This window comes from Streptomyces sp. NPDC014623 (assembly GCF_043088245.1).
Classification (GTDB): domain Bacteria; phylum Actinomycetota; class Actinomycetes; order Streptomycetales; family Streptomycetaceae; genus Streptomyces.
This window is the reverse complement of record NZ_JBIBZU010000010.1, coordinates 205,422-229,969: the sequence shown is the minus strand read 5'-3', so window position 1 is coordinate 229,969 and position 24,548 is coordinate 205,422. Positions and strand designations below refer to the sequence as shown.

Sequence of the window (24,548 nt, the reverse complement as noted above, 5' to 3'; positions counted from 1 at the left end):
AGAATCTCGACATCAACAAACCATTGAACTTCCACCATGAGGAAACTAATATCCACTGTTCAGAAGCTCATGGTTCCGCTTCCGGTCCTCGGCGGTACCCATGGCCGTATCTCGGAGCCCTGGCACCCCGTGCCGTCCCGGGTGACCCGGCGGCCATGGGATGCCGCCGCACCACCCGCTGAAGGAGTGACAGCTCATGTCCGCACCAGCGCCGTCCCCGCTGGCCATCGTCGATGCCGAGCCCCTGCCGAGGCAGGACGAGGTCCTGACCGATGCGGCCCTCGCGTTCGTGGCCGAGCTGCACCGGCGGTTCACGCCCCGGCGTGACGAACTGCTCGTCCGCCGCGGCGAGCGCCGCGCCGAGATCGCCCGCACCTCCACGCTGGACTTCCTGCCGGAGACGGAGGCGGTCCGTGTGGACGACACCTGGAAGGTCGCCCCGGCCCCGGCCGCGCTGGACGACCGGCGGGTGGAGATCACCGGCCCGACCGACCGCAAGATGACCATCAACGCCCTGAACTCGGGCGCCAAGGTCTGGCTCGCCGACTTCGAGGACGCGTCCGCCCCCACGTGGGAGAACGTGATCACAGGTCAGCTCAACCTGATCGACGCGTACACCCGGAACATCGACTTCACCGACCCGAAGTCGGGCAAGTCGTACGCGCTGAAGCCCGCCGAGGAGCTCGCGACCGTCGTCACGCGCCCGCGCGGCTGGCACCTGGACGAGCGCCACCTCCAGCTCGACGGCACCCCGGTGCCCGGTGCGCTGGTCGACTTCGGCCTCTACTTCTTCCACAACGCGCAGCGCCTGATCGACCTCGGCAAGGGCCCGTACTTCTACCTGCCGAAGACGGAGTCGCACCTGGAGGCACGCCTCTGGAACGACATCTTCGTCTTCGCCCAGGACTACGCCGGCATCCCCCAGGGAACGGTCCGCGCGACCGTCCTGATCGAGACGATCACCGCCGCGTACGAGATGGAGGAGATCCTCTACGAGCTCCGCGACCACGCCTCCGGGCTGAACGCGGGCCGTTGGGACTACCTCTTCTCCATCGTCAAGAACTTCCGCGACGGCGGCTCGAAGTTCGTCCTGCCGGACCGCAACCTGGTCACGATGACCGCCCCGTTCATGCGGGCGTACACCGAACTCCTGGTCCGCACCTGCCACAAGCGCGGCGCGCACGCCATCGGCGGCATGGCTGCCTTCATCCCCTCGCGGCGTGACGCCGAGGTCAACAAGGTCGCCTTCGAGAAGGTCAAGGCGGACAAGGACCGCGAGGCGAACGACGGCTTCGACGGCTCCTGGGTCGCCCACCCCGACCTGGTCCCGATCGCGATGGCCTCCTTCGACGCCGTCCTCGGCACCAGGCCGAACCAGAAGGACCGCCTCCGCGAGGACGTCTCGGTGGCCGCGGGCGACCTGATCGCCATCGACACGCTGGACGCGAAGCCCTCGTACGACGGCCTGCGCAACGCGGTCGCCGTCGGCATCCGCTACATCGAGGCGTGGCTGCGCGGCATGGGTGCCGTCGCCATCTTCAACCTGATGGAGGACGCCGCCACCGCCGAGATCTCGCGTTCGCAGATCTGGCAGTGGATCAACGCGGACGTGGTCTTCGAGAACGGCGAGCACGCCACAGCGGATCTGGCCCGTAAGGTCGCCGCCGAGGAACTGTCCGTGATCCGTGCGGAGATCGGCGAGGAGGCCTTCGAGTCCGGCAAGTGGCAGCAGGCCCACGACCTCCTGCTGCAGGTCTCCCTGGACCAGGACTACGCGGACTTCCTGACGCTGCCGGCGTACGAGCAGCTGGGCTGACAGCCCGCCACGGAGCGCCGCACCCCGCCGTTCACCGCACCGGGGTGCGGCGCTTCCGGCATACGGGAAGGGCGGTGGCCACCATGCGGACGACGCACGCGGTGGTCCGCAGCAGCAGGACGTTCATCCGGCACACCGGAACCGGACGCGACGCCGGCCTCCGCGATCCGGTGGTGGAGCAGCTGACGGCCCTGGGCGTGGAGGTCCTGGCAACCGTCTGGCGGCAGCGGGGCAGGAAACCCGCCTCCTGCCCCGCTGCCGCCAGACGGTTGCCGCGAGATATGAGTGCGGCTACTCAGGCTCCGGCGCCCCCGGCAGCCGACGATGGCAAGCAGCATCGTCGAACACAGGAGTCCGGACATGCTCAGCCGCTTCGCCGACGTCCTGGTGCCCGTCGTCGGCCGCCTCACGGTCACCACCGACGCGGATGCCCGACTCGCTCCCGGCAGCATCGCCGTCGCGAACCACACCTCGCTGGCCGACCCCGCCGTCGTGCTCGCCGCCCTGCACCGCCTCGGAGTTCACCCGGTCGTCATGGCGGCCGCCGGGCTGTGGCGCGTCCCGGTACTCGGCCGCGCGCTCGCGCTCGAGGGCCACATCCCCGTCCACCGGGGCGACCGGCGCGCGGCGGACGCCCTGGACCGGGCCGCCGAAGCGCTCGATGGCGGACACCTGGTCCTCATATACGCCGAGGGCGGCATCGCGTACCGGGCGGACGCGGCGGAGGCAGCCCCCGGAGCCTTCCGCAGCGGCCTGTCACGGCTCGTACAGCGGACCGGGGCTCCGGTGGTGCCCGTCGGCCAGGCCGGCGCCCGTCGGATCACCTCGGGAAGCGTGCCCAAGCAGCTCGCGGGCCTGGTCACGGCGCCGCTGCGCCGCCCGGAACTGCACGTACACGTGGGAGCACCACTCGAGTGGACGGCGGACGGTGCCGCCCGGACCGAGCAGGCCCGCACCGCGGTGACGGCAGCCTGGCGTACGGCCGCCGCACAGCTCGGAGAACCCGCCGCGCTCGCTTCTTGAGGAGCGCTCCGTCCCGGTGGGGGCGAAGGGCCGGGCCGGGCGCCGGTGCGGTGCGCCGTCCCCGGACCGTGCGGCCCGGGAACGGCACACCGCCGTACGGCTTCCGGCTCACCCGCCCGACGGGATGTCCACGTAGTCCTTGAAGAGCAGCGACACGGTGTGGCGGTCGGAGGGCCAGTTGGGCACGGCGATGGTCTCCTCCACGCCCGACCCGCGCATCGTCTGCGTGACGGGGACGGTGCCGCGGGCCTGCGGGTCGGCCTGGAGCGAGAGGTCGGTGGCCGTCAGGAACGGGATCCGGTCGAAGGGCGGCAGCGCCGCATCGAGGTGACTGGCACCGTCACACCCCTCGTCGAACACGAACAGGCCCAGGATCTGGCGGAGCCGGGGTGACACCGCCGGGTTGAGGACGTCGGTCCCGGCGATACGCAGCCGGTCGTCGTCCGCCGTCCCGGCCCACCACTCGCGTGCGCGGACGATGGTGAGCGCCGTGTGCCCGGTGCAGGCGTCGACGGAGTCCGCGACGCCGCCCGGCGGGGAGACCAGCAGGCGTACGAAGCGGTCGCTGCGCTCGAACGGTTCGAAGTAGAAGTGGCTGGTGCGCTCGCCGGCACGGACGAACGCCAGCTCGTAGTGCCCGCGTCCGCCGACTTCGAGCGGACCGAAGGCACCGTTCGCGCCGGTCCGCACGACATGCTGAGGAAGGAATCCGGCCCGGGCGCCGGTGGCGGGGTCGAGTCTCCATACCTCGAGGCGGCCCGCGAGGCCGGTGTTCTGCGGGAAGTGCACGGCGCGGCCGGCGATCTCCACGGAGGTGGGCACCTCGGGCAGCACCCGGGTGGTGAGCGGAGGCCTGCCCCGCAGGAACGCGTAGATGTGGGCGAAGCTCTCGGCGGACGTCGCGCTCTCGGTGTGTCCCGCCTGCGGCTCGTGGACATTGACCGCTCCGCCGATCGACCCGTTCGGCTGGAGACTGCTCCAGATGGCGAGGGTGGGCACCCCGCCGGGCTGCGCAGCCGCCGTACGGCCGTCCAGGTTCACGTACTTGGCAACTTCCGCCGCACGCTCCGGCACGGAGAGGTACGCGTGCAGCACGCGTGTACCGCGCGAGTGGGCGAGGATGTCGACCTTCTGCGCGCCGGTGCGCGCCCGGACGGAATCGACCAGTCCCTCCAGCCCGGCTACCGCGTGGTCGTCGGTCGCGACGGAGGTGTCGTACTCGTGGGCGTACAGCAGGTCGTCGCGGTAGCCGTTGCTGGAGAACCGCTTGGCCTGGGACTGCCACTGCTGGGCCGAACCCTCCTGCCCGTGCACGAAGATCACGGGATTGACGGTGGTGCGCGGTGCGGTCGCCGCCTGCGTCGGCGCGGTGAGGGCGGTGAGTGTCCCGGCGAGCGCCAGAAACACAGCGAGGAGCGTGGTCCGGCCCGTCAGGGCCTGCTGGGTACCGGTCATCGTGTCCTCCGAGTCACCGTCGTCGGAGTCGGAACCTAAGGCCGACGCGAACCGGACGGCCAGCCGCCGGCCCGAGGGTGAGACCGCGGTCTCAGATCACGCGCGACGGCGTTCAGCGGGTTTGCCGGAGCACGGCGCGGGCAGTGCGCTCGGCCAGGGCGAGGTCCGGCCTGCGGCTGCTCAACAGCTCGGCGTACAGGGCCGATTCGACGACTCTGACGTAGAGGTAGGCCAGATCGTCGATGCCGGAACGGGGCCAGGGGCGGTCTCCCTCCCCCGCTTCCAGCAGGATGCCCCGCTGGGCCAGGACAGCCCGGCGGTGCACGCATCCGCCGGTCAGCAGACGCCGGGCCGTCTCGGGCTCGGTGCGCAGGAAGTCCTCGAAGGGGGTGGAGGCGCGCAGGGCCGTGACGAAGTAGCGGGTGATCTCCAGGACCCCGTCCACACCCGCCCGGGTACGCCGGCGCCGGGCCCGGTCCAGGAGGTGCGCCGCCAGGTCCCACAGCACGTCGGCGAGGAGCGCGTCCCGGCTGCCGACCACGCGGTAGAGCGTCGCCCGGCTCACCGCGAGCTCCTGGGCGAGTGCGCCCATGTCCACCGTGCCGTTCCGCAGGAAGAAGCGGCAGGCACTGTGGACGACGTGTCCCCGGGTGACCACACGCCGGGAAGCCCGCGCACCTGACATGCCGACCGCCTCCTCCATCGACTCCGGCGCCGCCGCCGGGGCCCGGTACCTTAGCGCGTGGACGCCGTCGGGGACGAGTGGTCGCACGAGGCGCGGCGGCGCGTGCTGCCGCCGCCTCCGAGGCGGCGTCGAGGGCCGCACCCCCTGGTTCGCCGTGCGGGGGTTCCCGGAAGAGGGCTTCCGTGACAGGACCATTTCTGCCGGGGGACCTTCGACGCCATGGCAGCGGACCTCGTCTCCACCGCCTCCGGGGCGACGGCCGCGGGGGCTGCCGGGCGACCGGTCGTCAGCCGCGCCGGATCCGCTTCCGTCCGTTCGGCGACAGCCCGCTGTCGATGGCCGGGCGGGATCCCGTGGCGGTTCGCCGCGCGGAACTGTCACCGGCCGGACGACGACGCCCCGCCACCCGGGCGTCTCGAACACGTGCGTCAACGGCGGCGGGTGCGCCGGTTCTGTCCGCCCGGCCGCGGCTCCGTTCCTTCTCCCGCTGCCGGCTGTGGCGCCCGCGGGGCCGGGGCGCCTGTGCGCCTCCTACTCCCCGGCCTCGCGGGCCCGCGCCGTGGGCAGCAGCTTTCCGATGTCCGCGGGCAGTGCGGCTGTGAGCTTCTCCATCAGTTCGGGAGCGACAGCCGCGTCCAGGACCTCGAACACGGCGGCCGTCTGCCGGAGTGCGACGTCCTCGGGTACTCCGGCTCGCCAGGCGACCCTGCCCGCGAACGCCGTGAGGCCGAAGCGCTCGCCTGATCCGCTGTGCTCCGGGCCATGGGCCGGAGTCCCTGCCTCGCCGGTCCCGTCGCTCACCGAAGCGGCCAGCGCCGACGGCAGTTGGGCGAGCAGGTGCCCGGTCAGTCCGTCGGGCAGCCGTTCCGCCAGCGTCCGGAGCACCGCACCGGTCACGCGCTCCGCGTCGCCCCTGCCGGACAGCTGCGCCCTGGCCTGGACCTTGCCGATCAGCTCGTCGTACTGCAATGCGGCCATCCCCTTCGGTAGATGCGGCGTGCTCCGGGGTCTCGGGAGTCTCACGCCGGATACTCCGAAACCGGGCGAAAGTTGTAATAAGGATATATTACGCATTATTGGCGTCGGCGCCTCGTGCGGTCACCGGCGCGACGAAGAGGGCGGCCGCGGCGGGGGAGCGCCCGTCCGGGGCCGGCGGGGGAGATCGCCGGCCGACGTACCGGGTGCTGATCACCGGCCCGCGACGCCCCTGGTGGCCGAAGCCGGGGCCGGACGGCCAGGGACCGACCGGCCGGTCGAGGTGAAGCGGAACAGGCCGGCGCGGAAGCCGTCCGAGCGGACGATACTGATCGTGGCAGTCGCCTCGCCGCGAACCGGCTCCGGACGCCGGACCGGGCCGGCGGGGAAGCGCCTTGTCGATGTCTGCGAGGGGAGCCGTTCATGACCACGGCGAAAGACCTGTTCATCATCGCCATGGAGCCGGGACCGGAGCGTGCCGTGGGCCAGGGTGACCTGTCGCTCGCCCTGGCGGGAGCCGAGCTGATCGATCTCATCGGCGCGGGGGCCCTCACCGTGGACGGCGACCGCATCGTGCCGGGCGGGCCGGCGGCGCCGGAGGACCAGCTCCTCGGCGAGGCCGCGGCGCGGCTCACCCGGCAACCGCCTCACGAGCGGATCGAGGACTGGCTGTGGCGCCGGGGCCGAGACCTCTCGGCCGCGTACCAGGCCGCTCTCGAGGAGGACGGCGAGCTGACACGGAAGCGGAACGGACGGTTGCCCTTCGGGCCGGAACGCGTGGAACCGGTCGATACGCCCGGCCGCCGCCGGGCAGCCGGCCGCTGGGAGGCGAAGGAGCCCGTCCTGGCCGCCCTCGCCTCGGCCGTGGGCATCGACGACGGCCGGTCCGACGACGGATCCGGCCCCGGCGACGACGCGGCGACGGCCGTGGTGGCCGCCGTCCACGACGCGGTGATGGAACTGGAGGCCGTACGCCAGAGGCGGGCCATCGAGAACGCGGCCTTCGCCAATCTCTGGCGCGGGCCGTGATCCGGTTCCGGCCACGGAGGTGAACGGCCGTCCGGCCGGCGCCCGTGGCAGGTCCGTCACCCGCTCCGGCCGGAGCCCCGCCGGCCACCGCTCCCGTCGCGGACCCCGCCCGTACGCTCCCCGGCCGGAGCGCGCATGCGCCCCGTGGACGGGCATGCGGCCGTGAGGGGTCCGGCCGGCCCCGGGAGAAGGCCTCACGAGCTCGTTCCCGAAGGCCGGCCCACCACCCCTCTTCCCCTGCCCCTCCATCCGCGTGGCACCACCCCGGCCGCCTCCCCGCCGGGTGGCGGGCGGGAGTCAGCCCGGGAGGACCACCGTGCGCTGGGCCGAGAAGTCCCCCCACGTCCCGTCGGGGAGTTTGGGCCGGATCTTGAGTGAGTAGCGGGTGCCGGGCGGGTCGGTCAGGGTGAGCCGGTAGGTCGCGCGGCCCGCGGGCGGCGTGCCGCCCCAGACGATCGTGGTGGTCAGCTTTCCGTCCAGGAACAGCTGGTACGCCGGAATCGTGCCGCCGGTCTCGGGCTGGTCCCAGGAGAGGTCGACCAGGAACTCCTTGCCCTGCACCGTCGTCTCCGTCCGCAGCCCGGTGGGCGCCGTACTCGCGGGAGCCCCCGGCGCGGACGGGGTGGTGAGGTCCAGTGCGTTGCTGTCCGGCGAGGACCGGTCGGCGGCGTCGCGGGCACGGACGGTGAAGGTGTAGACGGTGCCGGGCCTCAGTCCGGTGAGCCTGGCCGTGGTCCGCGTGCCGGGGACGCTGTGGATCCTGGAATCCTCCTGGTAGACGTCGTACGAGGTCACGCCCACGTCGTCCGTGGAGCCACCCCAGGACAGGGTGACCGTCCGGCCGCTGTCCGCCTCGCCCCGCAGCTTCGACGGTCGGGTCGGCGGTTCCTCGTCGGCGGGTCCGGTGGCAGGCGTGGTGACGGGGGCTGCGGCGCCGGGGGCCGAGACGTTCCCGGCGGCGTCGCGGGCCCTGACGGTGAAGGTGTAGGCCGTGGACGCGGCCAGCCCTTCGATGTCGGTCATCAGCTTCGTCGCGTCCACCGAGGCCGCCTTCCTGCCCTCGCGGTAGACGTCGTAGCCGGTGACCCCCTCGTTGTCCGAGGCCCGCTCCCACATGACGTGTACGGAGGTGGCGCTGCCGGCCTGGGCCGTCACGCCCCCGGGGGCTGTCGGATTCCTGGTGTCCGCTTCCGCGGATCCGCCGCAGGCGGTGAGCGCGGCGAGGAGCAGCGCAACGGAACAGGCCGACTCGGTGCGTGCGTGGGGGCGTTGCACGATGATGCCTTCCTCCGACAGCAATGGTCCAGACCTATATGCCATGCGGACGGGACCCCCGGCAAGAGGGCGGATCGGAACGTTCCGCGATGTCCGCGATGAGTTCCGGGCCCAGGAAGGGTCTGAAGGGGTATGGACACGCATGAGGGAACCGCGCCCGGCATCGATCTCGAACCGGCCGCGCGGCAGATCCGCGAGCTGATCGGCTCCGTCGGCGACCGGCAACTGACCGGCCCGACTCCTTGCCCCGGTTACTCGGTACGGGAACTGCTCGGGCACCTGCTGGGACTGACAGTCGCTTTCCGCGACGCGGCACACAAGAAGCCCGGCCCCACCACCGACACCTCCCCCACGTCGGACCTGCCGGTCCTGCCCGCCGACTGGCGCACGGCGTTGCCGCCCCTGCTCGACGAGCTGGTCGCAGCCTGGCGCTCCCCTGCCGCAGTGGAAGGCATGACCCGGGCGGGCGGGGTGGATCTGCCGGGCCGGGTCGCCGGAATGGTCGTCCGGAACGAACTGGTCGTGCACGGCTGGGATCTGGCCCGGTCCACGGGGCAGGAGTTCCGGGCGGACGAGGCGAGCCTGCGCTCGTCGGAGGCGGTGCTGGCGCCCGGGGACGACGACAGGTCCGGCCCCGACGCGATCTTCGGCCCGCCGGTCCCCGTCCCGGCCGGCACACCGCTGGTCGACCGGGTGATCGCGCTGAGCGGGCGGCGGCCCGACTGGCAGCCGGGCGGCTGACCCCCCTGCGGTCGCGCGTGAGGAACCGGCCGGCCGGGAGGACCGCACTCGCGCGAAAGCTCCGGGCCGGGCGGGTGCCCACCCTCCGTCCGGGGCACCCCGGGTACGGCTCCGCCCGGCCCGGCGCGCCCGCCGGATTCCGGACCGCCCCGTGGCTCAGGCCCGCTCGTCCGGCTCCCGGAGCGCCCGCAGCACCTCCCGCGCCCGCGCCTGGAACCGTTCGTCGGCGGGTGCCGTAGCCGTGTCCGCGCTGGAGGAGGTCACCCGCACATCCCGCTCGGCCAGCTCCGTCAGCCGACGGCGGTGTCCGCCGGCCATCGCGGTGGGGCCGAGCTCCTGGAGCGCGTCCAGCGCCGTGAACGGGTCCGCGTCCTGCTCGGCCGAGTCCAGCAGCAGTCCCGCCGCCATACGCACGTCCAGCGTCTCCGGGGCCACCGCACGCAGCGCGATCACGATCGCCGGGCTCCGGAGCGGATCCGGCAGCAGCTTCCACAGAGCCTCGGTGAGCGGACGGCCCTCGCCGCCCAGCAGTGCGGTGACACGTGCGGCCCTGGCGACCGTCCAGCGCATCCAGCTCAGCTCGGTCTCTTCCAGCACTCCGCGCAGCAGAGGCACCACTTCCTCCGCACGGCCGGTGATCCTCCACAGCGCCTCGGCGACGGCGACGTCGGCGTCCAGGTCCGGGATCGTGCGGGACGCGGCACGGTCGCGCACCGCTGCCTCGAGGACGGGCAGCAGTCCTGCCGCGCGTGGGCCCAGTCCGGCGGCGACCGACGCCGCCTCACGCGTCCCGTGCGCCCCGCCGCCCCTCAACTGCTCCGTCAGCACGGCCAGCAAGGGCTCGGCGTCCTCCGTGACGGCGCAGAGGGCTCTGGCCGCGGCGAGCCTCCCTTCCCGCTGCCCCCAAGCGTGCCCGCGCAGCGCCTCGGCCGCTGTGGCCCGGTCCTCCGGGGCGCAGACCGCGGCCACCGCCCTCGCCATCTGCTGGGGGAACCTTCCGAACGCCCCCAGCGCTTCGGGCAGGGCGTGGGACGCGCGCCTCCCCCAGGCCTCGAGCAGGGCCGCGTAGCGGAAGGGTTCCTGGTCGCTGAGTCCTTCCGGATCGGCCAGCCGGGCCCGCACCGCCACGAGCAAGGCGGTGTCGTACGGAACACGGGGTGCGCCGAACAGGCCCCCGCACGCGGCGTCGAGTGCCCGGGGCCGGCGGCCCAGGGCCTGGGCCAGGAGCGGCACGGCCCGCTCCGCGTCGACGTCGACGAGCGCCGCGAGTGCCTGGTCCGCCCGTTCGTCGTCCCGTGCCGCGAGTTCCGCCAGTACGGGACCGGCAGGCGCCGCGTGCCCGCCGAGCAGCCTGAGCAAGGACAGCACCTCTCCCGTGACCGACGGGTTCCGGCGGACCACGTCGCGCAGCGGGCCCGCGAGCCGCCGCCGTGCGCTGCGCGAGACCTGCACGGCGGACTCCGCCGCCCACACGGCTTCGGCGAGCACCCCCGGCCGCTCGTCGCGCAGTGCGGCCCCCAGCAGTTCGTACGCACCGTCCCGGCCGGCGGGCGTGTCCCGCAGCAGCAGGGACGATATGACGTACCGGAGGGGCTCGTTGCGATCGAGGTCCATGCGGCCGGCCACGAGACCGTCGGCCGGCAGCAACGCGAGCATGGCGTCGTGGTGCTCCGGGCCCCACTCCGCCCCCGCGTCCACGCATCCCATCAGCGCGGCGACACGCACCTCGGCAGGCCTGCCGGGTCCGATGGCCCCCGCTGCCAGGGCGGCTGTGCCCACCGGATCCAGGTGGACCAGACCGCCGAGCAGCTCGGCCAGGACCTGCGGATCGGTCTCCGCCGCGAAGCGCTCCCGGAGCACCCCGTACGCCTCGGCCTTCGCACCGGTCATGGCCACGGCCCAGGCCGCCGCCTGCCGTACGCCGCTGTCCTCGGCCTCCACCGACGCCAGCAGCAGGGGCAGTTCGGCGGCCACGGCACGGCGTGCGGCGGCCTCGTCGCTCTCGCCGTCGTCCGCTCCGCTCTCCGCTATGCGCCCGAGCAGTGCCAGCACGTCCGCCACGCGGATCCCGGCTCCGGCGATCCGCGCGAGGCAGGGCACGGCGTGGGCGGTGGCCCCGTACACCGAGCCCTGGTGCAGGATGCTGCCGTACAGGCCGGAGAGTGCTTCCGCCGCCTTCTCCTCGTCCTCCCCGGCCAGGCTCCGCAGGAGACCGGGCACGTCGGCGGCGCTGCCGTAGGCGTGCGTGAGACCGGCCCACGGGTGGGCGTCGGCTTCGGCGGGGAAGCGGCTGGGATCCATGCTGTGGATCATGGCACTCGGCACTGACAGCGCCGGGTGCGCAGCCGGTCGCCTCAGCTGGTGAAGAACTCGGTGATCTGCTGGGCCACCTGGTCCGCGTGCTTCTTGTGCACCTGGTGACCGCCGCCCAGGGTGATCAGCCGGCAGTCGGGGATGAGGGCGGCCATGTCGGCCAGTCCGCCCTGCGGCATGCTGCTCTCCGGGCCCCCCGCGATCATCAGCGTCGGAGCGACGATCTGCCCCAGTTCCTCCTCCCAGCGCGGATCCGGATCGGCGATCTGAGCCCGCACGGCCGAGACCGCGTTCTCGTCGTAGTCCACCGGGCCCTGCAGGCGGCTGTCGTCGGCCGGCTGTCCCGGGAACGGCGGCGGGGTCTCGACCAGCACCAGCCGCTCCACCCGGTCCGCGTGCTCCTCGGCGAGCAGGTAGGCGACCACTCCGCCCATCGAGTGGCCGACGAGGCCCACCCGGTCGAGTTCGCAGGCGTCGAGGAACTCCAGGACGTCGTCCCGCATCTGCTCGAAGGCGTACTCGTCGGGCCAGTCGCTCTCGCCGTGCCCGCGCAGGTCGATGGCGTACACCCGCCACTCCTCGCCGAGCAGGGTGCCCACCGCCTCCCAGCTCAGGGACGAGCCGCCGAGACCGTGCAAGAGGACGACGGGCGAGCCGAAGGGGTCGCCCCAGGTCCGGTACGCCAGCCGTACATCGCCGACGTCCACAACAGACTGATCTTCCATATCGCGAACGCTACAGGCGCCGGGCCCCGGCCGGCTCCGCCCCCCTGGCCTGGCACGCTTGTCGCGTGAAGCACAGACGTCTCGCCCTCGCCACCGTCGCGGTCCTCCTCCTGACCGGCTGTTCCGGGTCCGGTTCCGGTTCCCCCGAGAAAGGGCTCGACGACCCCGCGAAGAAGGACATCGCCATGCAGTTGGTGTCCAGCGCGGAGAACTCCACGCTCGACTGGAAGGCCCAGTACGGCTACATCGAGGACATCGGCGACGGCCGCGGCTACACCGCCGGCATCATCGGATTCTGCTCCGGCACCGGCGACATGCTGAAGGTCGTGGAGCGCTACACGGCGGACCGCCCGGGAAACGCGCTCGAGGACTTCCTGCCGGCCCTGCGTGCGGTGAACGGCAGCGACTCGCACGAGGGACTGGGGGACGCGTTCACCGGGGCCTGGGTGAAGGCGGCGGCGGATCCGGCGTTCCGGTCGGCGCAGGACGGCGAGCGCGACCGGACGTACTTCGACCCGGCGGTCGGGCGTGCCGAGGCCGACGGGCTCAGCGCCCTGGGGCAGTTCGTCTACTACGACGCCTATGTGATGCACGGTTACGCCGACGCCGCGGGGACCGTCGGTTTCCGGACGATACGCGACCGGGCCGTGGCCGAGGCCGATCCGCCGTCCGAGGGTGGTGACGAGGAGGCATATCTGAACGCCTTCCTGGACGCCCGTGTGGCCGCCCTCCGCAAGGAGCCCTCGCACAGTGACACCAGCCGGGTGGAGGGCGCCCAACGCGTCTTCGTGCGTGAGGGGAAGCTCCAGCTGGAGACCCCGCTGGTGTGGCAGGTCTACGGGGAGAGCTTCCGCATCGACTGAACGCACCCGCGCACGGGTGCGCGTACGGAGGACCCGCGGGGTCCTCCGTACGCGCACCGCCGGGTCAGTGGGCGACCGGCAGGGCCATCGGGTCCTTCGGCTGTTCGCTGTCCGCGGTTTCGGTCCCCGGATCCGTGTCCGGCGTCCGGCCCCAGTGGTTGAAGGCCAGGTTCAGCACGATCGCCACCACGCAGCCGGTGGAGATGCCCGAGTCCAGGACGACGAGCAGGTCCTCGGGGAAGGCGTGGTAGAAGCCCGGCGCGGCGATCGGTATCAGGCCGACGCCGACGGCCGCCGCGACGATCAGGGCGTTCTCCCCCTTCTCGAGGGCGGCGGTGGCCAGCGTCTGGACGCCGCTCGCCGCGACGGACCCGAAGAGCACGATGCCCGCTCCGCCGAGGACCGGAAGCGGTACGAGGGCGATGACGGACGCGGCCACGGGGATCAGTCCGAGCAGCACCAGGATGACTCCGCCCGCGGCGACGACGAACCGGCTGCGGACCTTGGTCATGGCGACCAGCCCGATGTTCTGGGCGAAGGCGCTGCACATGAAGCCGTTGAAGAGCGGGCTGACGGCACTGCCCAGGGTGTCGGCGCGCAGTCCGCCCTCGATGGTCCGCTCGTCCGCCGGGCGGCCGACGATCTTGCCGAGGGCGAGCATGTCGGCGGTGGACTCGGTCATGCAGACCAGCATCACGATGCACATCGAGATGATGGCGGCGATCTCGAACTGCGGTGCGCCGAAGTGGAACGGCGTCGGGAAGCCGACGAGGTCGGCGTCCCCCAGCGCTCCGAAGTCGGTGATGCCGGCGGGGATCGCGATCAGGGTGCCGACGACGAGGCCGAGCAGGATGGCGATCTGCTGGAGGAAGCCCCGGAGCAGTTTGCGCAGGGCCAGCACGATCACGAGGGTGACGGCGGCCATCGTGATGTTCGTCATCGAGCCGTGGTCGTCGGCCGTCGCGTTGCCGCCCTGCGCCCAGTTGAAGGCAACCGGCAGCAGTGAGACGCCGATCAGTGTGATGACGGTGCCGGTGACGACCGGCGGGAAGAACCGCACCAGTTTGCAGAAGTAAGGAGCGAGGAGGAAGCCGAGGAGGCCTGCGACGATGATCGCGCCGAAGATGACGGCTATGCCTTCGTGGCCGCGGTCCTTGCCTATTGCGATCATCGGGGTCACCCCGGCGAACGAGACGCCGTTCACGAACGGCAGCCGGGCGCCTATCCGCCAGAAGCCGAGGGTCTGGAGCAGGGTGGCTATCCCCGCGGTGAAGAGGCTCGCCCCCATGAGGAAGGCGGTCTCCTTGGCGCTGAGGCCCACGGCGGGCCCCAGGATCATGGGCGGGGCCACCACACCCGCGTACATGGCGGCCACGTGCTGCAGGCCGCTGGTGAACATCCTCAGGGGCGGAAGCCTCTCGTCGACCGGGTGGATCCGGTCCCGGCCGGCGGCCGCGCCTCCTTCTGCTGCGCTTCCTTCGACTGCGTTCTTACGAAACCTGGGCGTAGCTGCCACGGCTTCCTCCGGTCGGGTACACGTCGGCGACGTGGGTGTCAGGGAGGTGGTGCTGAGTGGTGCGTTCATGCAGGTCGTGCAGCTGGTGCGGGCAGCTTTGGTTCCCCTGTGGGGTGCGCATACGGGACGTGCGCGCACCCCACAGGCTGCCGTGAACCCGTGCGGTCCACGGCGGCCGGCCGAGGGCCGTCCCCCTCGGCCGGCCTGTCAGGGGGTACGGAGCATCAGGCTCCGGCGGTGATCTGTGCCAGACGCCTGGCCTCGTCGCGGGTCGCGCGGGCGATGGCGTCCTCGTCCACCGTGGTGAGGCGGCTGTCCTCGACGACGGTCCTGCCGTTGACGAGGGAGAGGGTGACGGGGGCGGCGGCGCCGAAGACCAGGGCGGTCACGGGGTCGGCGATGGAGGCGTGGGCCAGGGTGTCCAGTTTCCACAGCACGAGGTCGGCGAGTTTCCCCGGCTCCAGGGAACCGATCTCGTCGGCGCGGCCGAGGACCCGGGCGCCGCCGTGCGTGCCCAGACGCAGCGCCTGACGCGCGTTCAGCGCCTTCTCCCGGTGGGCGCCGAGGCGGTTGACGAGGAGGGCGTTGCGCAGCTCTGTGTGGAGTTCGCCGGATTCGTTGGAAGCCGTTCCGTCGACGCCGAGCCCCACCGGGACACCGGCGGCCAGCATGTCGGGGACCCGGGCGATACCGGCGGCGAGGCGGGCGTTGGAGGACGGGCAGTGCGCGACGCCGGTGCCGGTACGGGCGAAGGCCGCGATGTCGGAGTCGTCCATGTGGACGCAGTGCGCCATCCACACGTCGTCACCGAGCCAGCCGGTCGATTCGAAGTAGTCCGTCGGCCCCATCCCGAACAGTTCCTTGCAGAACTGTTCCTCCTCCACGGTCTCCGAACCATGGGTGTGCAGGCGCACGCCGCGCCGGCGGGCCAACTCGGCTCCTTGGCGCATCAGTTCGGTGGACACGGAGAAGGGCGAGCAGGGGGCGACCGCGATCTGTGTCATCGCGCCGAAGGAGGTGTCGTGGTGCTCGTCGATGGTCGCCTCGGTTGCGGCGAGTGCCCCGTCGAGGGTCTCGACGGCGAAGTCCGGCGGCAGCCCGCCGTCCTTCTCGCTGCGGTCCATGGAGCCGCGGGCGAGGATGAAGCGCACGCCCGTGTCGCGAGCGGCGCCGATGATCGCGCCGGACAGGTCGCCGGAGCCGCGGGGGTGGACGTAGTGGTGGTCCATGGCGGTGGTGACCCCGCCGCGGGCCATCATCGCGAGCGACCCCTGGGCGGCCGCGCGTGCCATCGGCTCGTCGATGCGCGCCCATGTCGGGTACAGCGCGACCAGCCAGTCGAAGAGGTTGTGGTCGGTCGCCAGGCCCCGGGTGATCCACTGGTAGAAGTGGTGATGGGTGTTGACGAGGCCGGGTGTGGCGAGGTGTCCGGTGCCGTCGATGCGCCGTACGACGCCTTCGAGGTTCTCCGGCGCCTTGCCCGCGCCGACGGACTCGATCCGGTTGTCCGCCACGACGACGTGTCCCGAGGCGTACTCGGTGTCGTGTGCGTCGACGGTGGCTATCGAGCAGTTCTCGATGACGAGGCGTCGAGTGGTCCTTGGATCTGCCGGAGCTGCCATGGTGCTTCCCTCTTCTGTGTCTGGCGGTGTGGGCACGGCAGGGCCCTAGGGGGATTTGAGTGCCACAGCGTTACGGCTGTGGGTGCCGAGATGGTGGAAGAAAAGGTTGAGCAGGACCGCCACGAGCGCTCCCGCACTGATCCCGGAACCGAGCACGGTCTGCGCCCAGGACGGGAACCCGGCGTAGAAGGCGGGTGCCGCGAGAGGGATGATGCCCGCGCCGAGTGCCACCGCTACGAGGATGATGTTGGAGCTGTCGTCGAGGCCCGCCTCGGACAGGGTCCGGATGCCGCTCACCGCGATCGAGCCGAAGAGGACGATGCCGGCGCCACCGAGCACGGGCATCGGCACCAGCGAGACCACCGCCCCGAGTACGGGGAAGGCACCCAGGACCAGCAGGGCGCCGCCCGCCGCGGCCACCACGTAGCGGCTGCGCACCCTGGTCAGTGACACGACGCCGACGTTCTGGGCGAAGGCGCTGGTCGGGAAGCCCCCGAAGACCGGGCCGAGGAGGGTGGCGATGCCGTCGGTGCGCAGACCGCGGGTGATGGTGGGGCCGTCGGTGCGCCGGTCGCAGATCTCACCGAGCGCCAGCATCCCGGCGGACGACTCCGTCATCAGCACCAGCATCACGATGCACAGGGAGAGGATCGCGGCGGGCTGGAATTCGGGCGGCCCGAAGGCGAAGGGCGTGGGCAGGGCGGCGACGGGGGCCGAGCCGAGCGCGGAGAAGTCCGCGAGGCCGAACGGGATCGCGGCCAGCGTACCGACGAACATGCCGGCGAGCAGCGCGACCTGCTTGACGAAGCCGCGGCCGAAGCGCTGGATCACGAGGATGACGACGAGGGTGAAGGCGGCCAGCGCCAGGTACTTCATGGCGCCGAAGTCGGCGGCGGTGGCATCGCCTCCCTGTGCCCAGCCGACCGGTACCGGCATCAGCGTGACGCCGATGAGGGTGATGACGACCCCGGTGACGAGTGGCGGGAAGAAGCGCAGCAGCCGTCCGAAGAACGGGCCGACGGCGAGGCAGAAGACACCTGCGACCAGTACCGCCCCGTAGATCGCGGGGAGCTGGCGGCCGGGGGCACTGGTCTCGGCGATGGCGAGCATGGGCGCGATGCCGGCGGAGGACGCCGCGTTGACGAACGGCAGCCGGTTCCCGGCGAACCGTCCGGCACCGAGGGTCTGGAGGAGGGTGGCGAGTCCCGCGATCAGGAGACTGGCCGCGATCAGACGGGTCATGCCGGCCGCGTCGAGCCCGACGGCCTGGCCGATGATGAGCGGAGGGGTGACGACGCCCGCGTACATGGCGGCGATGTGCTGGAGCGCGGCGGGTACGAGCCGCGAGGGCGGGAGCTTTTCGTCCACCGGGTGAACTGCCGTGGCGGCAGGGAGCGGTGGTGCGGTACGTGGGCCTTTCGCCGGCCCCGTTGCGGGCTGTGCCATGGTTTTTCCTCCGGGATGAACCGGCCCCCGCCCCGCTGGGGGCGGGGGCCGGTTCAGCACCGCGTCAGAGGTTGGTCATGTCGACCGGGATCTTCGGCTCGACGCCGTCCCGGAGCACCGTCGCCTCGATGAGGCCGTAGGGACGGTCGGCTGCGAAGTACACCTCGTTGTCGTTCTTGAGGCCGAACGGCTCCAGATCGACGAGGAAGTGGTGGTTGTTCGGCAGCGAGAACCGGATCTCGTCGATCTCGCTGCGGCTGTTGATGATGCGCGAACCCATCTGGTAGAGAGTCTGCTGGAGCGAGAGGGAGTACGTCTCCGCGAAGGCCTGGAGCATGTGCTTGCGCGTCTGCTCGTAGGACTTCTCCCAGTTCGGCATGCGCTCCTCGTCGCTGGTCCAGTTGTACCGCCACTTGGCGGAGACGTCGGTCGCGAGGATGCGGTCGTACGCCTCCTTCAGCGTCGTGTACTTGTCCTTGACGTAGCCCCAGAACTCCGAGTTGGTGGAGTTCATGACGCTGAGGTCCTTGAGGCCGGAGACGACCTCCCACTTCTCACCGTCGAAGGTGATCTGGGTGGTGCGCGTCTCCTGGCCCTTGCGGACGAAGGAGTGCTTGACCTCGTCGGCGCCGATGAACTTCGAGTTGCCGTCGGAGGTGGCGATGCGCTCCCAGGCGTACTCCTCGATCCTGATCCGGGCCACCTCGATCGGCTCCTGCGAGCTCACGAAGTGCCGGGCGAGGTGGATGCCGAACTGCTCGGCGGACTCGATGCCGTGTTCCTTGGCGAAGGCGAACACCGTGTTCTTGGTGGTGTCGGTCGGCAGGACGTTGGCGTTGGAGCCGGAGTAGTGGACGTCGTCCATGTCGCCGGAGAGGGCGACAGAGACGTTGAGGTCCTTGATGTGGTGGGTGTCGCCGTCCCGCGTGATCTTGACGACGCGGTTCTCTGCTTTGCCGTACTGGTTCTGGCCGAGAATCGTGGGCATTGTCTGCTAGCTCCCTCGGTAAACGGAGTAGCCGAACGGGTTGAGCAGCAGCGGTACGTGATAGTGCTCGCCCGGGGTGACGGCGAATGCGATCGCCACCTCCGGGAAGAACGCGCCGCTGTCCCTTACGCGGGGGGCGTCCTGCTGCGCCTCGGCTTGCTTCTTCGCGGTGAAGTACGACTCGGTGTCGAAGACGAGCCGTACGTGGGTGGTTCCTTCCGGCAGGGCCGGCAGGTCTTTGCAGCGCCCGTCCGCGTCGGTCGCGGATCCGCCGAGCGTCACGTACTGCGCGTCGCCGCCGCTACGGGCGGCCAGGGAGACGGTGACGGCTTCGGCGGGACGGCCGATGCTGGTGTCCAGGATGTGGGTGGACACCGATGCGGTGGTGTCGGTGCTCAAGACCGTCACGCTCCTTGTTCTCGGGAGTGCTGTACGAGGTCCTGGTCCTCAGGAATCCTCTGCGAGGCGGGTCAGCCGGATGCGGTTGATCTTGCCCAGCTCGGTGCGGACGATCTCGCGTTCCTGCTCGGGCGAGTTGCCGATCCGTGCCTTCAGCGCGTCGCGCATCTGCTCACCGGTGGCTCCGGTGGCGCAGATCAGGAAGACGTGTCCGAACCGTTCCTGGTAGGCCAGGTTGAGTTCGAGCATCTCCGCCTTGAGCTCCTCGGATGCTCCGGCCATCCCCCGCTGCTCACGGGCGGAGGCCGGGTCCCCCGGCTTGGGGCGGCCGATCGGCGGGTGGCCGGCCATCGCCTCGGCCAGGTCCTCCGCGGAGAGCTCGGCCATGGCGGCGTCACTGGCGGAGAACAGGGCTTCCGTTCCGGCGTACGGCCGGTGGGCGAGGAGGAAGCTTCCCCAGGCCGCACTGGCACACACCTCGTGCAGCGCGGCTGCGGCCTCTTCGGCCGCCAGGGTGTTGAACCGGGCGAGGCCCGGTGTGGAGCTCGTAGTCACGGGAGCCTCCGTGGCTTTTTTCGCTGTGCGTTGTCGGGCTGCGGATAGCTAACGCCCTTCGCAACACCACGTCAACAGTTTGTTGAAATTCCACGAACAGATGATGCCGCCGCCCGAGTTCACGGACGACGGCATTGGACCCGCATTACGCTCAGCTACTCGCTCTTGGCGCCATTGTCCCGGTTCAGGTAGTTGTAGACGGTGAAGCGGCTGACCCCGAGCGCTCCGGCGACGGTCTCCACCCCATGCCGCACGGAGAAGGCACCGCGTGCCTCGAGGGTCCGCACGACGCGCTGCTTGGTCTTGCGGTCCAGCTCGGCGAGTGGCATCCCGTGCCGTCGCTCCATCGCGGCCAGGATGTGGTCGAGCGATTCGGAGAGCTGCGGGAGCCGCACGGCTATGACGTCCGCCCCCTCCCACGCCAGCACCACGTCCTCGGTGGTGGCGTGCTCCGGGTCGAGCAGTTCGGCACCCATGGCGTCGACGAGCGGCTTCACCGCGGTGACCAGGGGGTGGTCGGCCGGTTCGGTCACGGGGTGTCCTCCCCGATCACGTTGACCTGGAGGGAGACACGGGTGGCGCCCGAGGCCAGCGCCCGGCGCAGCAGGGAGTCCACCGCGGTGAGGACCTGGTCGGCGCCCCCTTCGGCCGTGTTCCCGAAGGGGCCCACGTCCACCGCGTCCAGGTCGGCGGTCTGGATGACCTCACGTGCCACCACCGCGTGGGCGGGTGCCTCGTCGAGATCGAAGGGCTCGGTGGTGAATTCCACCCTCAAGCGCACGGTGCCTCCCTCATGTCCCGCCGTGTCGGTCGGCTCGCACGGCTCGCCCCGACCCTAGAGCACCGGCCCCGGGGCCCGTAGGCTTCCGGCCCGCCACACGGCGGGCCTGCGCCACGGCGGCCCGGGCTTCACGGCCCGGCCTGGATGTCCCCCCGGGTGGACGACGCGATCGGGTCGCCGTGCGCGAAGTCGCCGGGCGGGATCCCCGGGTGGTGCCCGTCCCTGACGAGACCGGCGGTGGCGGCGGCCGGGCCGAGCGCGAGCCGGGAGACGATCCGGTAGCGGTCGCCCCTGTAGAGCGAGTGGACGTACTCCACCGGCAGGCCGGCGGTGTCCGAGGTCAGGCGCTCGAAGAGCAGGGCCGGGGAGAGCTCGGGGACCTCCAGGAGCTGGGCCTCCGCCCGCGTGACGACGGTGGGCTCGATGGCCTGGACCGCTTCGCGCACATGTACCCCGTGGGTGTGGCGCAGGTGCTCGTAGAGATCGCCGTCCTCCAGCTCCTGGGCCGACAGGCCGGGGACGAGCGCCGCCCTGATGTGCAGGTGCTCGATCGCCATCGGGGCGCCGTCCACCAGGCGCAGCCGTGCGACGTAGACGATCTCGTCGGCGGGCGACATCCGCAGCTTGCGGCCGACCCGGGCTCCCGCCTGGAGGGTCGCGAACTCCAGCAGTCTGCTCGACCACGACCCTGCGGCCCGCGGGACGCTCAGGGCGAGGTCGGCGGAGACCAGCTCCTGAGTGATCTTCGCGGGCGCGACGAACATCCCGCGTCCGTGCTCCCGTACGAGCAGGCCGGCGGCCACCAGTTCGTCGACGGCGGCGCGCAAAGTGGGCCGGGACACGCCGAGCAGGGCGCAGAGGGCCCGCTCGGACGGTATGGCGTCCCCGGGGCTACGGCTCTCGATCAGCTCCAGGACGGCGTCGCGCGCACGCTCCCGCTTGAGCACCGTCCCCGGTACGTCGGCTTCCATGGCTCCCCCTCCGCGCGTCCCGCTCTCTTTACCAGTTGGGCCACTGATGGCCACTGGTCAGGGGAAGTCTAACCACCCACGCCGGCAGGAACAGAGACAGGACATCACTTGATTCACCAATACTCCTTGCTACAAAGGGGGTTGACGACCCCATTGGTCTATGCCACCTTCGTCCAGCATCAAGAGGTGAGCTGTCCAGTGGGCTTCACTGGTCAGGTGGTCAGGTCTCTTCCCGTTGAGGTGAACCGTGAAGTACCGCTTGCTTGCCGGTGTGTCCGCGCTCGTGACGACCGCCGCTCTCAGCGCTTGCAGTTCCGGCGGCGACGGTGCCGAGGGGGCCGGGGGCGCGACGACGGTCGACGTGTGGCTGATGCGTGACAGCGTCTCGGCCGCGTTCCAGAGGGAGTTCACCGAAGGGTTCGAGGCGGCTCACCCGGACATCGACGTCAGGATCCAGATCCAGGAGTGGGACGGCATCGGACAGAAGATCACCGCCGCCCTCGCGAGCAACGACGCCCCGGACGTGATCGAGGCCGGCAACACGCAGGTGGCGCAGTTCGCCGAGAGCGGCGGCCTGCTGGACCTCAGCGACAGGAAGGCCGAGCTGAACGGCGAGGACTGGCTGAAGGGGCTGGCCGAGCCGGGTTCGTACGAGGGCAAGCAGTACGGCATCCCGTACTACGCGGCCAACCGGGTCGTGATCTACCGCAAGGACCTCTTCGAGAAGGCCGGGGTCGACGCCGCGGCGATCACCACGCGCGAGCAGTGGATCGACGCCACCACGAAGCTGAACAAGGGCGGCACGCAGGGCATCTACCTGCCGGGCCAGCTCTGGTACGCGCTGGGCGGCTTCATCTGGGACGAGGGCGGCGACTTCGCCACCGAGTCGGGCGGCCGGTGGAAGGGCGCGCTCGACACACCCGAGGCTCTGCGCGGGATGGCCTTCTACGCCCAGCTCCAGGCACTCGGCAAGGGCCCCAAGGACTCCGACGAGGACGATCCGCCGCAGGCGGAGGTGATGGCGCAGGGCCAGGTGGCCCAGGTCATCTCCACCCCGGGCGGGGCCAACGTGGTCATCGAGAACAACCCCGAGCTCAAGGGCGAGCTGGGCTTCTTCCCGATCCCGGGGAAGACGGCCGGCACCCCGGGTGCGGTGTTCACGGGCGGCTCCGACCTGGTCGTACCCGCCGCGTCGGGCCATCCGGACGCGGCGGTGACCTTCATCAAGGAGCTGACGGGCGACGCCTGGCAGAAGAAGCTCGCGGTGGCGATGAGCTACGTGCCCAACCGGACCACGCTCGCCTCCGCCGTGGCGGACGATCCCGGCGCCTCGGCGATGGCCGTCGGTGCGGCGAACGGGCATGCGACGCCGAACACCCCGGGCTGGGCGGCGGTGGAAGCCGAGAACCCGGTCAAGGACTACATGACTGCCGTCCTCACAGGCGGTGACGCCGCCGAGGAGGCGGCCAAGGCCTCCGCGGAGATCACCCGGGCCATGAACGCCGGCTCCTGACCCGGTCGCAGCCGTGCCCCACCACCGAGAGGAGGCCCGCCGTGCCGGCTGTCCGTGAACGGCCCGCGCCACACGTCCACCGTCCCCCGAAGACACCCCCGGGGCGGCGGCCCGGACGGCCCCGGCGCAACCTCTGGCCGTACGCCCTGGTCGCGCCCGCGATCGGCGGCATGCTCTATCTGCTGGTGTACCCGCTGGTGCGGGCCGTGGTGATCTCCCTCCAGGACTTCCGCCTCCGCCAGCTGATCAGCGGGGACGCCGAGTTCGTGGGACTACGCAACTACCGGACGCTGCTGTCCGACCCGCGCTTCTGGGAGGTGACCGGACGCACCTTCGTCTTCATGGCCGTCAACGTCGTACTGATCATGGTCATCTCGACGCTGGTCGCGTTGATGACGGAGCGGCTCCGCCGGGCCGGCCGTACGGTCGTGCTCTGCTCGCTGGTACTCGCGTGGGCCATGCCGGTGGTCGCGGCCACGACGGTCTTCCAGTGGCTGTTCCACTCCGAGTTCGGGATCGTCAACCAGTCGCTGACGGCGCTCGGCTTCGGGTCCTTCGACCGCTATCCGTGGTTCGCCGACGGTACGGCGTCCTTCACGATCCTGGTCCTGCTGATCGTCTGGCAGTCCGTGCCGTTCGCGGCGGTGACCCTCTACTCCGCCCTGACCACGGTCCCCGCCGAACTGTACGAGTCGGCCCGCCTGGACGGCGCCTCCGGGCCCCGCATCTTCCGCTCCCTCACCTTCCCGATGCTGCGGCCGATCTTCATGCTGGTCCTCTCGCTGGAGGTGATCTGGACCTTCAAGGCGTTCGTCCAGATCTGGGTGATGACCCGCGGCGGCCCCGGCGACGCGACCACCATCCTGCCTGTGTACGCGGTCCAGACGGCGCTCTCCAGCCAGCGCTACGACCTGGGCTCCGCCGCCTCGATGATCACCGTGGTCCTGATGTCCGGGGTGCTGGTCCTCTACTTCCGCCAGATGTTCCGTCAGGAGGACGACCACCGATGAGCTCGCCGCACCCCCGGATCCGGCGGATCCCGCTGAACGCCGCCGCCGTCGTGACCGTCGTGGTCTGCCTCTTCCCGGTGTACTGGATGGTCTCCACCGCCTTCAAGCCGTCCCGGGACATCCGGTCCGCCGAGCCCCGGCTCGTGCCCTCCACCTGGACGCTGGACCACTTCCGCCGGGCCGTACAGGCGGACGGCTTCGAACTCTTCTGGCGCAACAGCATCCTGGTCACGCTGGGGGCCGTGCTGCTCTCCCTCGTCGTGGCACTCGGAGCCTCGTTCGCCGTGGCACGCCTGCGGTGGAAGGGCCGGCGGCAGTTCATGCTGCTGGTCTTCGTCGCCCAGATGGCGCCCTGGGAATCGCTGATCATCCCGATCTACATCATTTCGCGGGACACGGACATGCTCGACCGGCTGCCCACCCTGACCCTCGTCTACTTCATGATCACGCTGCCCTTCACGATCGTGGTGCTCAGGGGCTTCCTCGCGACGATCCCGCCTGAACTGGAGGAGGCCGCCCAAGTCGACGGCTGCACCCGTACAGGCGCCTTCACGCGGGTCGCGCTGCCGCTGCTCGCCCCCGGCCTGATGGCGACCTCGCTCTTCGGCTTCATCACCGCCTGGAACGAGTTCGCCTACGCCAACTTCCTGATCATCAAGCAGCAGGACAACCGCACCCTGCCGGTCTGGCTCTCCTCCTTCCAGAACACCTTCGGCACCGACTGGGGCGCCACCATGGCCGCCTCGACCCTCTTCGCCCTGCCCGCCCTGGTGATCTTCCTTCTGCTCCAGCGCCATGTGACCTCCGGCTTCGCGGCCGGCGCCGTGAAGGGCTGAGCCGGTCCGCG

23 protein-coding genes are annotated in these 24,548 nt (G+C 71.1%); 8 read left to right on the top strand and 15 right to left on the bottom strand.

The features are described from left to right. Nucleotides 1–196 precede the first annotated feature (196 nt). A complete protein-coding gene (aceB, locus tag ACF1FZ_RS18525) occupies nt 197–1,816 on the top strand; it encodes a malate synthase A (RefSeq protein WP_391774441.1) in 1,620 nt (539 codons plus the stop codon). Between the two features lie 360 nt (nt 1,817–2,176). Next, the gene (locus tag ACF1FZ_RS18520; protein ID WP_391774440.1) at nt 2,177–2,839 is read left to right on the top strand and encodes a lysophospholipid acyltransferase family protein; all 663 of its coding nucleotides are present in this window, start codon (nt 2,177–2,179) and stop codon (nt 2,837–2,839) included. A 108-nt stretch (nt 2,840–2,947) separates the two neighbouring features. Here ACF1FZ_RS18520 and ACF1FZ_RS18515 read toward each other — a convergent pair whose 3' ends face one another. From ACF1FZ_RS18515 to ACF1FZ_RS18505, 3 genes are all read right to left on the bottom strand, one after another. Then, complete coding sequence (locus tag ACF1FZ_RS18515) at nt 2,948–4,294, bottom strand: hypothetical protein (RefSeq protein WP_391774439.1); 1,347 nt, start codon at nt 4,292–4,294, stop codon at nt 2,948–2,950. 112 nt (nt 4,295–4,406) lie between these two features. After that, nucleotides 4,407–4,979, bottom strand: coding sequence for a QsdR family transcriptional regulator (locus tag ACF1FZ_RS18510; RefSeq protein ID WP_391774438.1), 573 nt, complete (start codon nt 4,977–4,979; stop codon nt 4,407–4,409). Between the two features lie 531 nt (nt 4,980–5,510). Beyond that, complete coding sequence (locus ACF1FZ_RS18505) at nt 5,511–5,957, bottom strand: DUF2267 domain-containing protein (protein WP_391774437.1); 447 nt, start codon at nt 5,955–5,957, stop codon at nt 5,511–5,513. 420 nt (nt 5,958–6,377) lie between these two features. Here ACF1FZ_RS18505 and ACF1FZ_RS18500 point away from each other — a divergent pair, with 420 nt between their 5' ends. Further along, nucleotides 6,378–6,983 carry a GPP34 family phosphoprotein gene (locus tag ACF1FZ_RS18500; RefSeq protein WP_391774436.1) on the top strand — a complete coding sequence of 202 codons (606 nt, stop codon included), beginning with the start codon at nt 6,378–6,380 and terminating at the stop codon, nt 6,981–6,983. 297 nt (nt 6,984–7,280) lie between these two features. Here ACF1FZ_RS18500 and ACF1FZ_RS18495 read toward each other — a convergent pair whose 3' ends face one another. Next, entirely contained in the window at nt 7,281–8,258 is a 978-nt protein-coding gene (locus tag ACF1FZ_RS18495) for a fibronectin type III domain-containing protein (RefSeq protein ID WP_391774435.1), read from the bottom strand. Between the two features lie 132 nt (nt 8,259–8,390). On the opposite strand from ACF1FZ_RS18495, the gene ACF1FZ_RS18490 reads away from it, so the two are divergent. Beyond that, nucleotides 8,391–8,999, top strand: coding sequence for a TIGR03086 family metal-binding protein (locus ACF1FZ_RS18490; protein ID WP_391774434.1), 609 nt, complete (start codon nt 8,391–8,393; stop codon nt 8,997–8,999). Nucleotides 9,000–9,155: 156 nt separating this feature from the next. Here the strand turns inward: ACF1FZ_RS18490 and ACF1FZ_RS18485 are convergent, their stop codons facing one another. Beyond that, nucleotides 9,156–11,300, bottom strand: a complete 2,145-nt coding sequence (locus ACF1FZ_RS18485; protein ID WP_391774433.1) for a hypothetical protein — start codon at nt 11,298–11,300, stop codon at nt 9,156–9,158. Nucleotides 11,301–11,353: 53 nt separating this feature from the next. Beyond that, the gene (locus tag ACF1FZ_RS18480) at nt 11,354–12,037 is read right to left on the bottom strand and encodes an alpha/beta fold hydrolase (RefSeq protein WP_391774432.1); all 684 of its coding nucleotides are present in this window, start codon (nt 12,035–12,037) and stop codon (nt 11,354–11,356) included. Nucleotides 12,038–12,102: 65 nt separating this feature from the next. Here ACF1FZ_RS18480 and ACF1FZ_RS18475 point away from each other — a divergent pair, with 65 nt between their 5' ends. Beyond that, on the top strand, nt 12,103–12,900 hold the full coding sequence (locus ACF1FZ_RS18475; protein WP_391774431.1) for a chitosanase: 798 nt from the start codon (nt 12,103–12,105) through the stop codon (nt 12,898–12,900). Between the two features lie 64 nt (nt 12,901–12,964). Here ACF1FZ_RS18475 and ACF1FZ_RS18470 read toward each other — a convergent pair whose 3' ends face one another. The 9 genes from ACF1FZ_RS18470 to ACF1FZ_RS18430 all read right to left on the bottom strand — a co-directional run bounded on the left by ACF1FZ_RS18470 (nt 12,965) and on the right by ACF1FZ_RS18430 (nt 21,178). Further along, nucleotides 12,965–14,416: a nucleobase:cation symporter-2 family protein gene (locus ACF1FZ_RS18470; RefSeq protein WP_391774430.1), complete on the bottom strand. Its 1,452-nt coding sequence runs from the start codon at nt 14,414–14,416 to the stop codon at nt 12,965–12,967. Nucleotides 14,417–14,640: 224 nt separating this feature from the next. Then, the gene (locus ACF1FZ_RS18465; RefSeq protein ID WP_391774429.1) at nt 14,641–16,038 is read right to left on the bottom strand and encodes an 8-oxoguanine deaminase; all 1,398 of its coding nucleotides are present in this window, start codon (nt 16,036–16,038) and stop codon (nt 14,641–14,643) included. Nucleotides 16,039–16,083: 45 nt separating this feature from the next. Further along, the gene (locus ACF1FZ_RS18460; RefSeq protein WP_391774428.1) at nt 16,084–17,484 is read right to left on the bottom strand and encodes a nucleobase:cation symporter-2 family protein; all 1,401 of its coding nucleotides are present in this window, start codon (nt 17,482–17,484) and stop codon (nt 16,084–16,086) included. A 64-nt stretch (nt 17,485–17,548) separates the two neighbouring features. Then, on the bottom strand, nt 17,549–18,472 hold the full coding sequence (gene pucL, locus ACF1FZ_RS18455; RefSeq protein ID WP_391774427.1) for a factor-independent urate hydroxylase: 924 nt from the start codon (nt 18,470–18,472) through the stop codon (nt 17,549–17,551). Nucleotides 18,473–18,478: 6 nt separating this feature from the next. Continuing rightward, nucleotides 18,479–18,871, bottom strand: coding sequence for a hydroxyisourate hydrolase (gene uraH / locus ACF1FZ_RS18450; RefSeq protein ID WP_033300442.1), 393 nt, complete (start codon nt 18,869–18,871; stop codon nt 18,479–18,481). A 48-nt stretch (nt 18,872–18,919) separates the two neighbouring features. Next, nucleotides 18,920–19,426, bottom strand: a complete 507-nt coding sequence (uraD, locus tag ACF1FZ_RS18445) for a 2-oxo-4-hydroxy-4-carboxy-5-ureidoimidazoline decarboxylase (protein ID WP_391774426.1) — start codon at nt 19,424–19,426, stop codon at nt 18,920–18,922. 155 nt (nt 19,427–19,581) lie between these two features. Continuing rightward, nucleotides 19,582–19,959, bottom strand: coding sequence for a helix-turn-helix domain-containing protein (locus tag ACF1FZ_RS18440; RefSeq protein WP_391774425.1), 378 nt, complete (start codon nt 19,957–19,959; stop codon nt 19,582–19,584). Then, nucleotides 19,956–20,207: a hypothetical protein gene (locus ACF1FZ_RS18435; protein ID WP_391774424.1), complete on the bottom strand. Its 252-nt coding sequence runs from the start codon at nt 20,205–20,207 to the stop codon at nt 19,956–19,958. The genes ACF1FZ_RS18440 and ACF1FZ_RS18435 overlap by 4 nt, the downstream gene beginning before the upstream one ends. Nucleotides 20,208–20,335: 128 nt before the next feature. After that, on the bottom strand, nt 20,336–21,178 hold the full coding sequence (locus ACF1FZ_RS18430; protein WP_391774423.1) for a GntR family transcriptional regulator: 843 nt from the start codon (nt 21,176–21,178) through the stop codon (nt 20,336–20,338). A gap of 247 nt (nt 21,179–21,425) precedes the next feature. On the opposite strand from ACF1FZ_RS18430, the gene ACF1FZ_RS18425 reads away from it, so the two are divergent. From ACF1FZ_RS18425 to ACF1FZ_RS18415, 3 genes are read left to right on the top strand one after another with little or no spacing between them, the layout of a single operon-like run. Continuing rightward, complete coding sequence (locus ACF1FZ_RS18425) at nt 21,426–22,691, top strand: extracellular solute-binding protein (protein WP_391774422.1); 1,266 nt, start codon at nt 21,426–21,428, stop codon at nt 22,689–22,691. A gap of 41 nt (nt 22,692–22,732) precedes the next feature. Continuing rightward, entirely contained in the window at nt 22,733–23,701 is a 969-nt protein-coding gene (locus tag ACF1FZ_RS18420; RefSeq protein WP_391774421.1) for a carbohydrate ABC transporter permease, read from the top strand. After that, nucleotides 23,698–24,537, top strand: coding sequence for a carbohydrate ABC transporter permease (locus ACF1FZ_RS18415; protein ID WP_391774420.1), 840 nt, complete (start codon nt 23,698–23,700; stop codon nt 24,535–24,537). The genes ACF1FZ_RS18420 and ACF1FZ_RS18415 overlap by 4 nt, the downstream gene beginning before the upstream one ends. Nucleotides 24,538–24,548 lie beyond the last annotated feature (11 nt).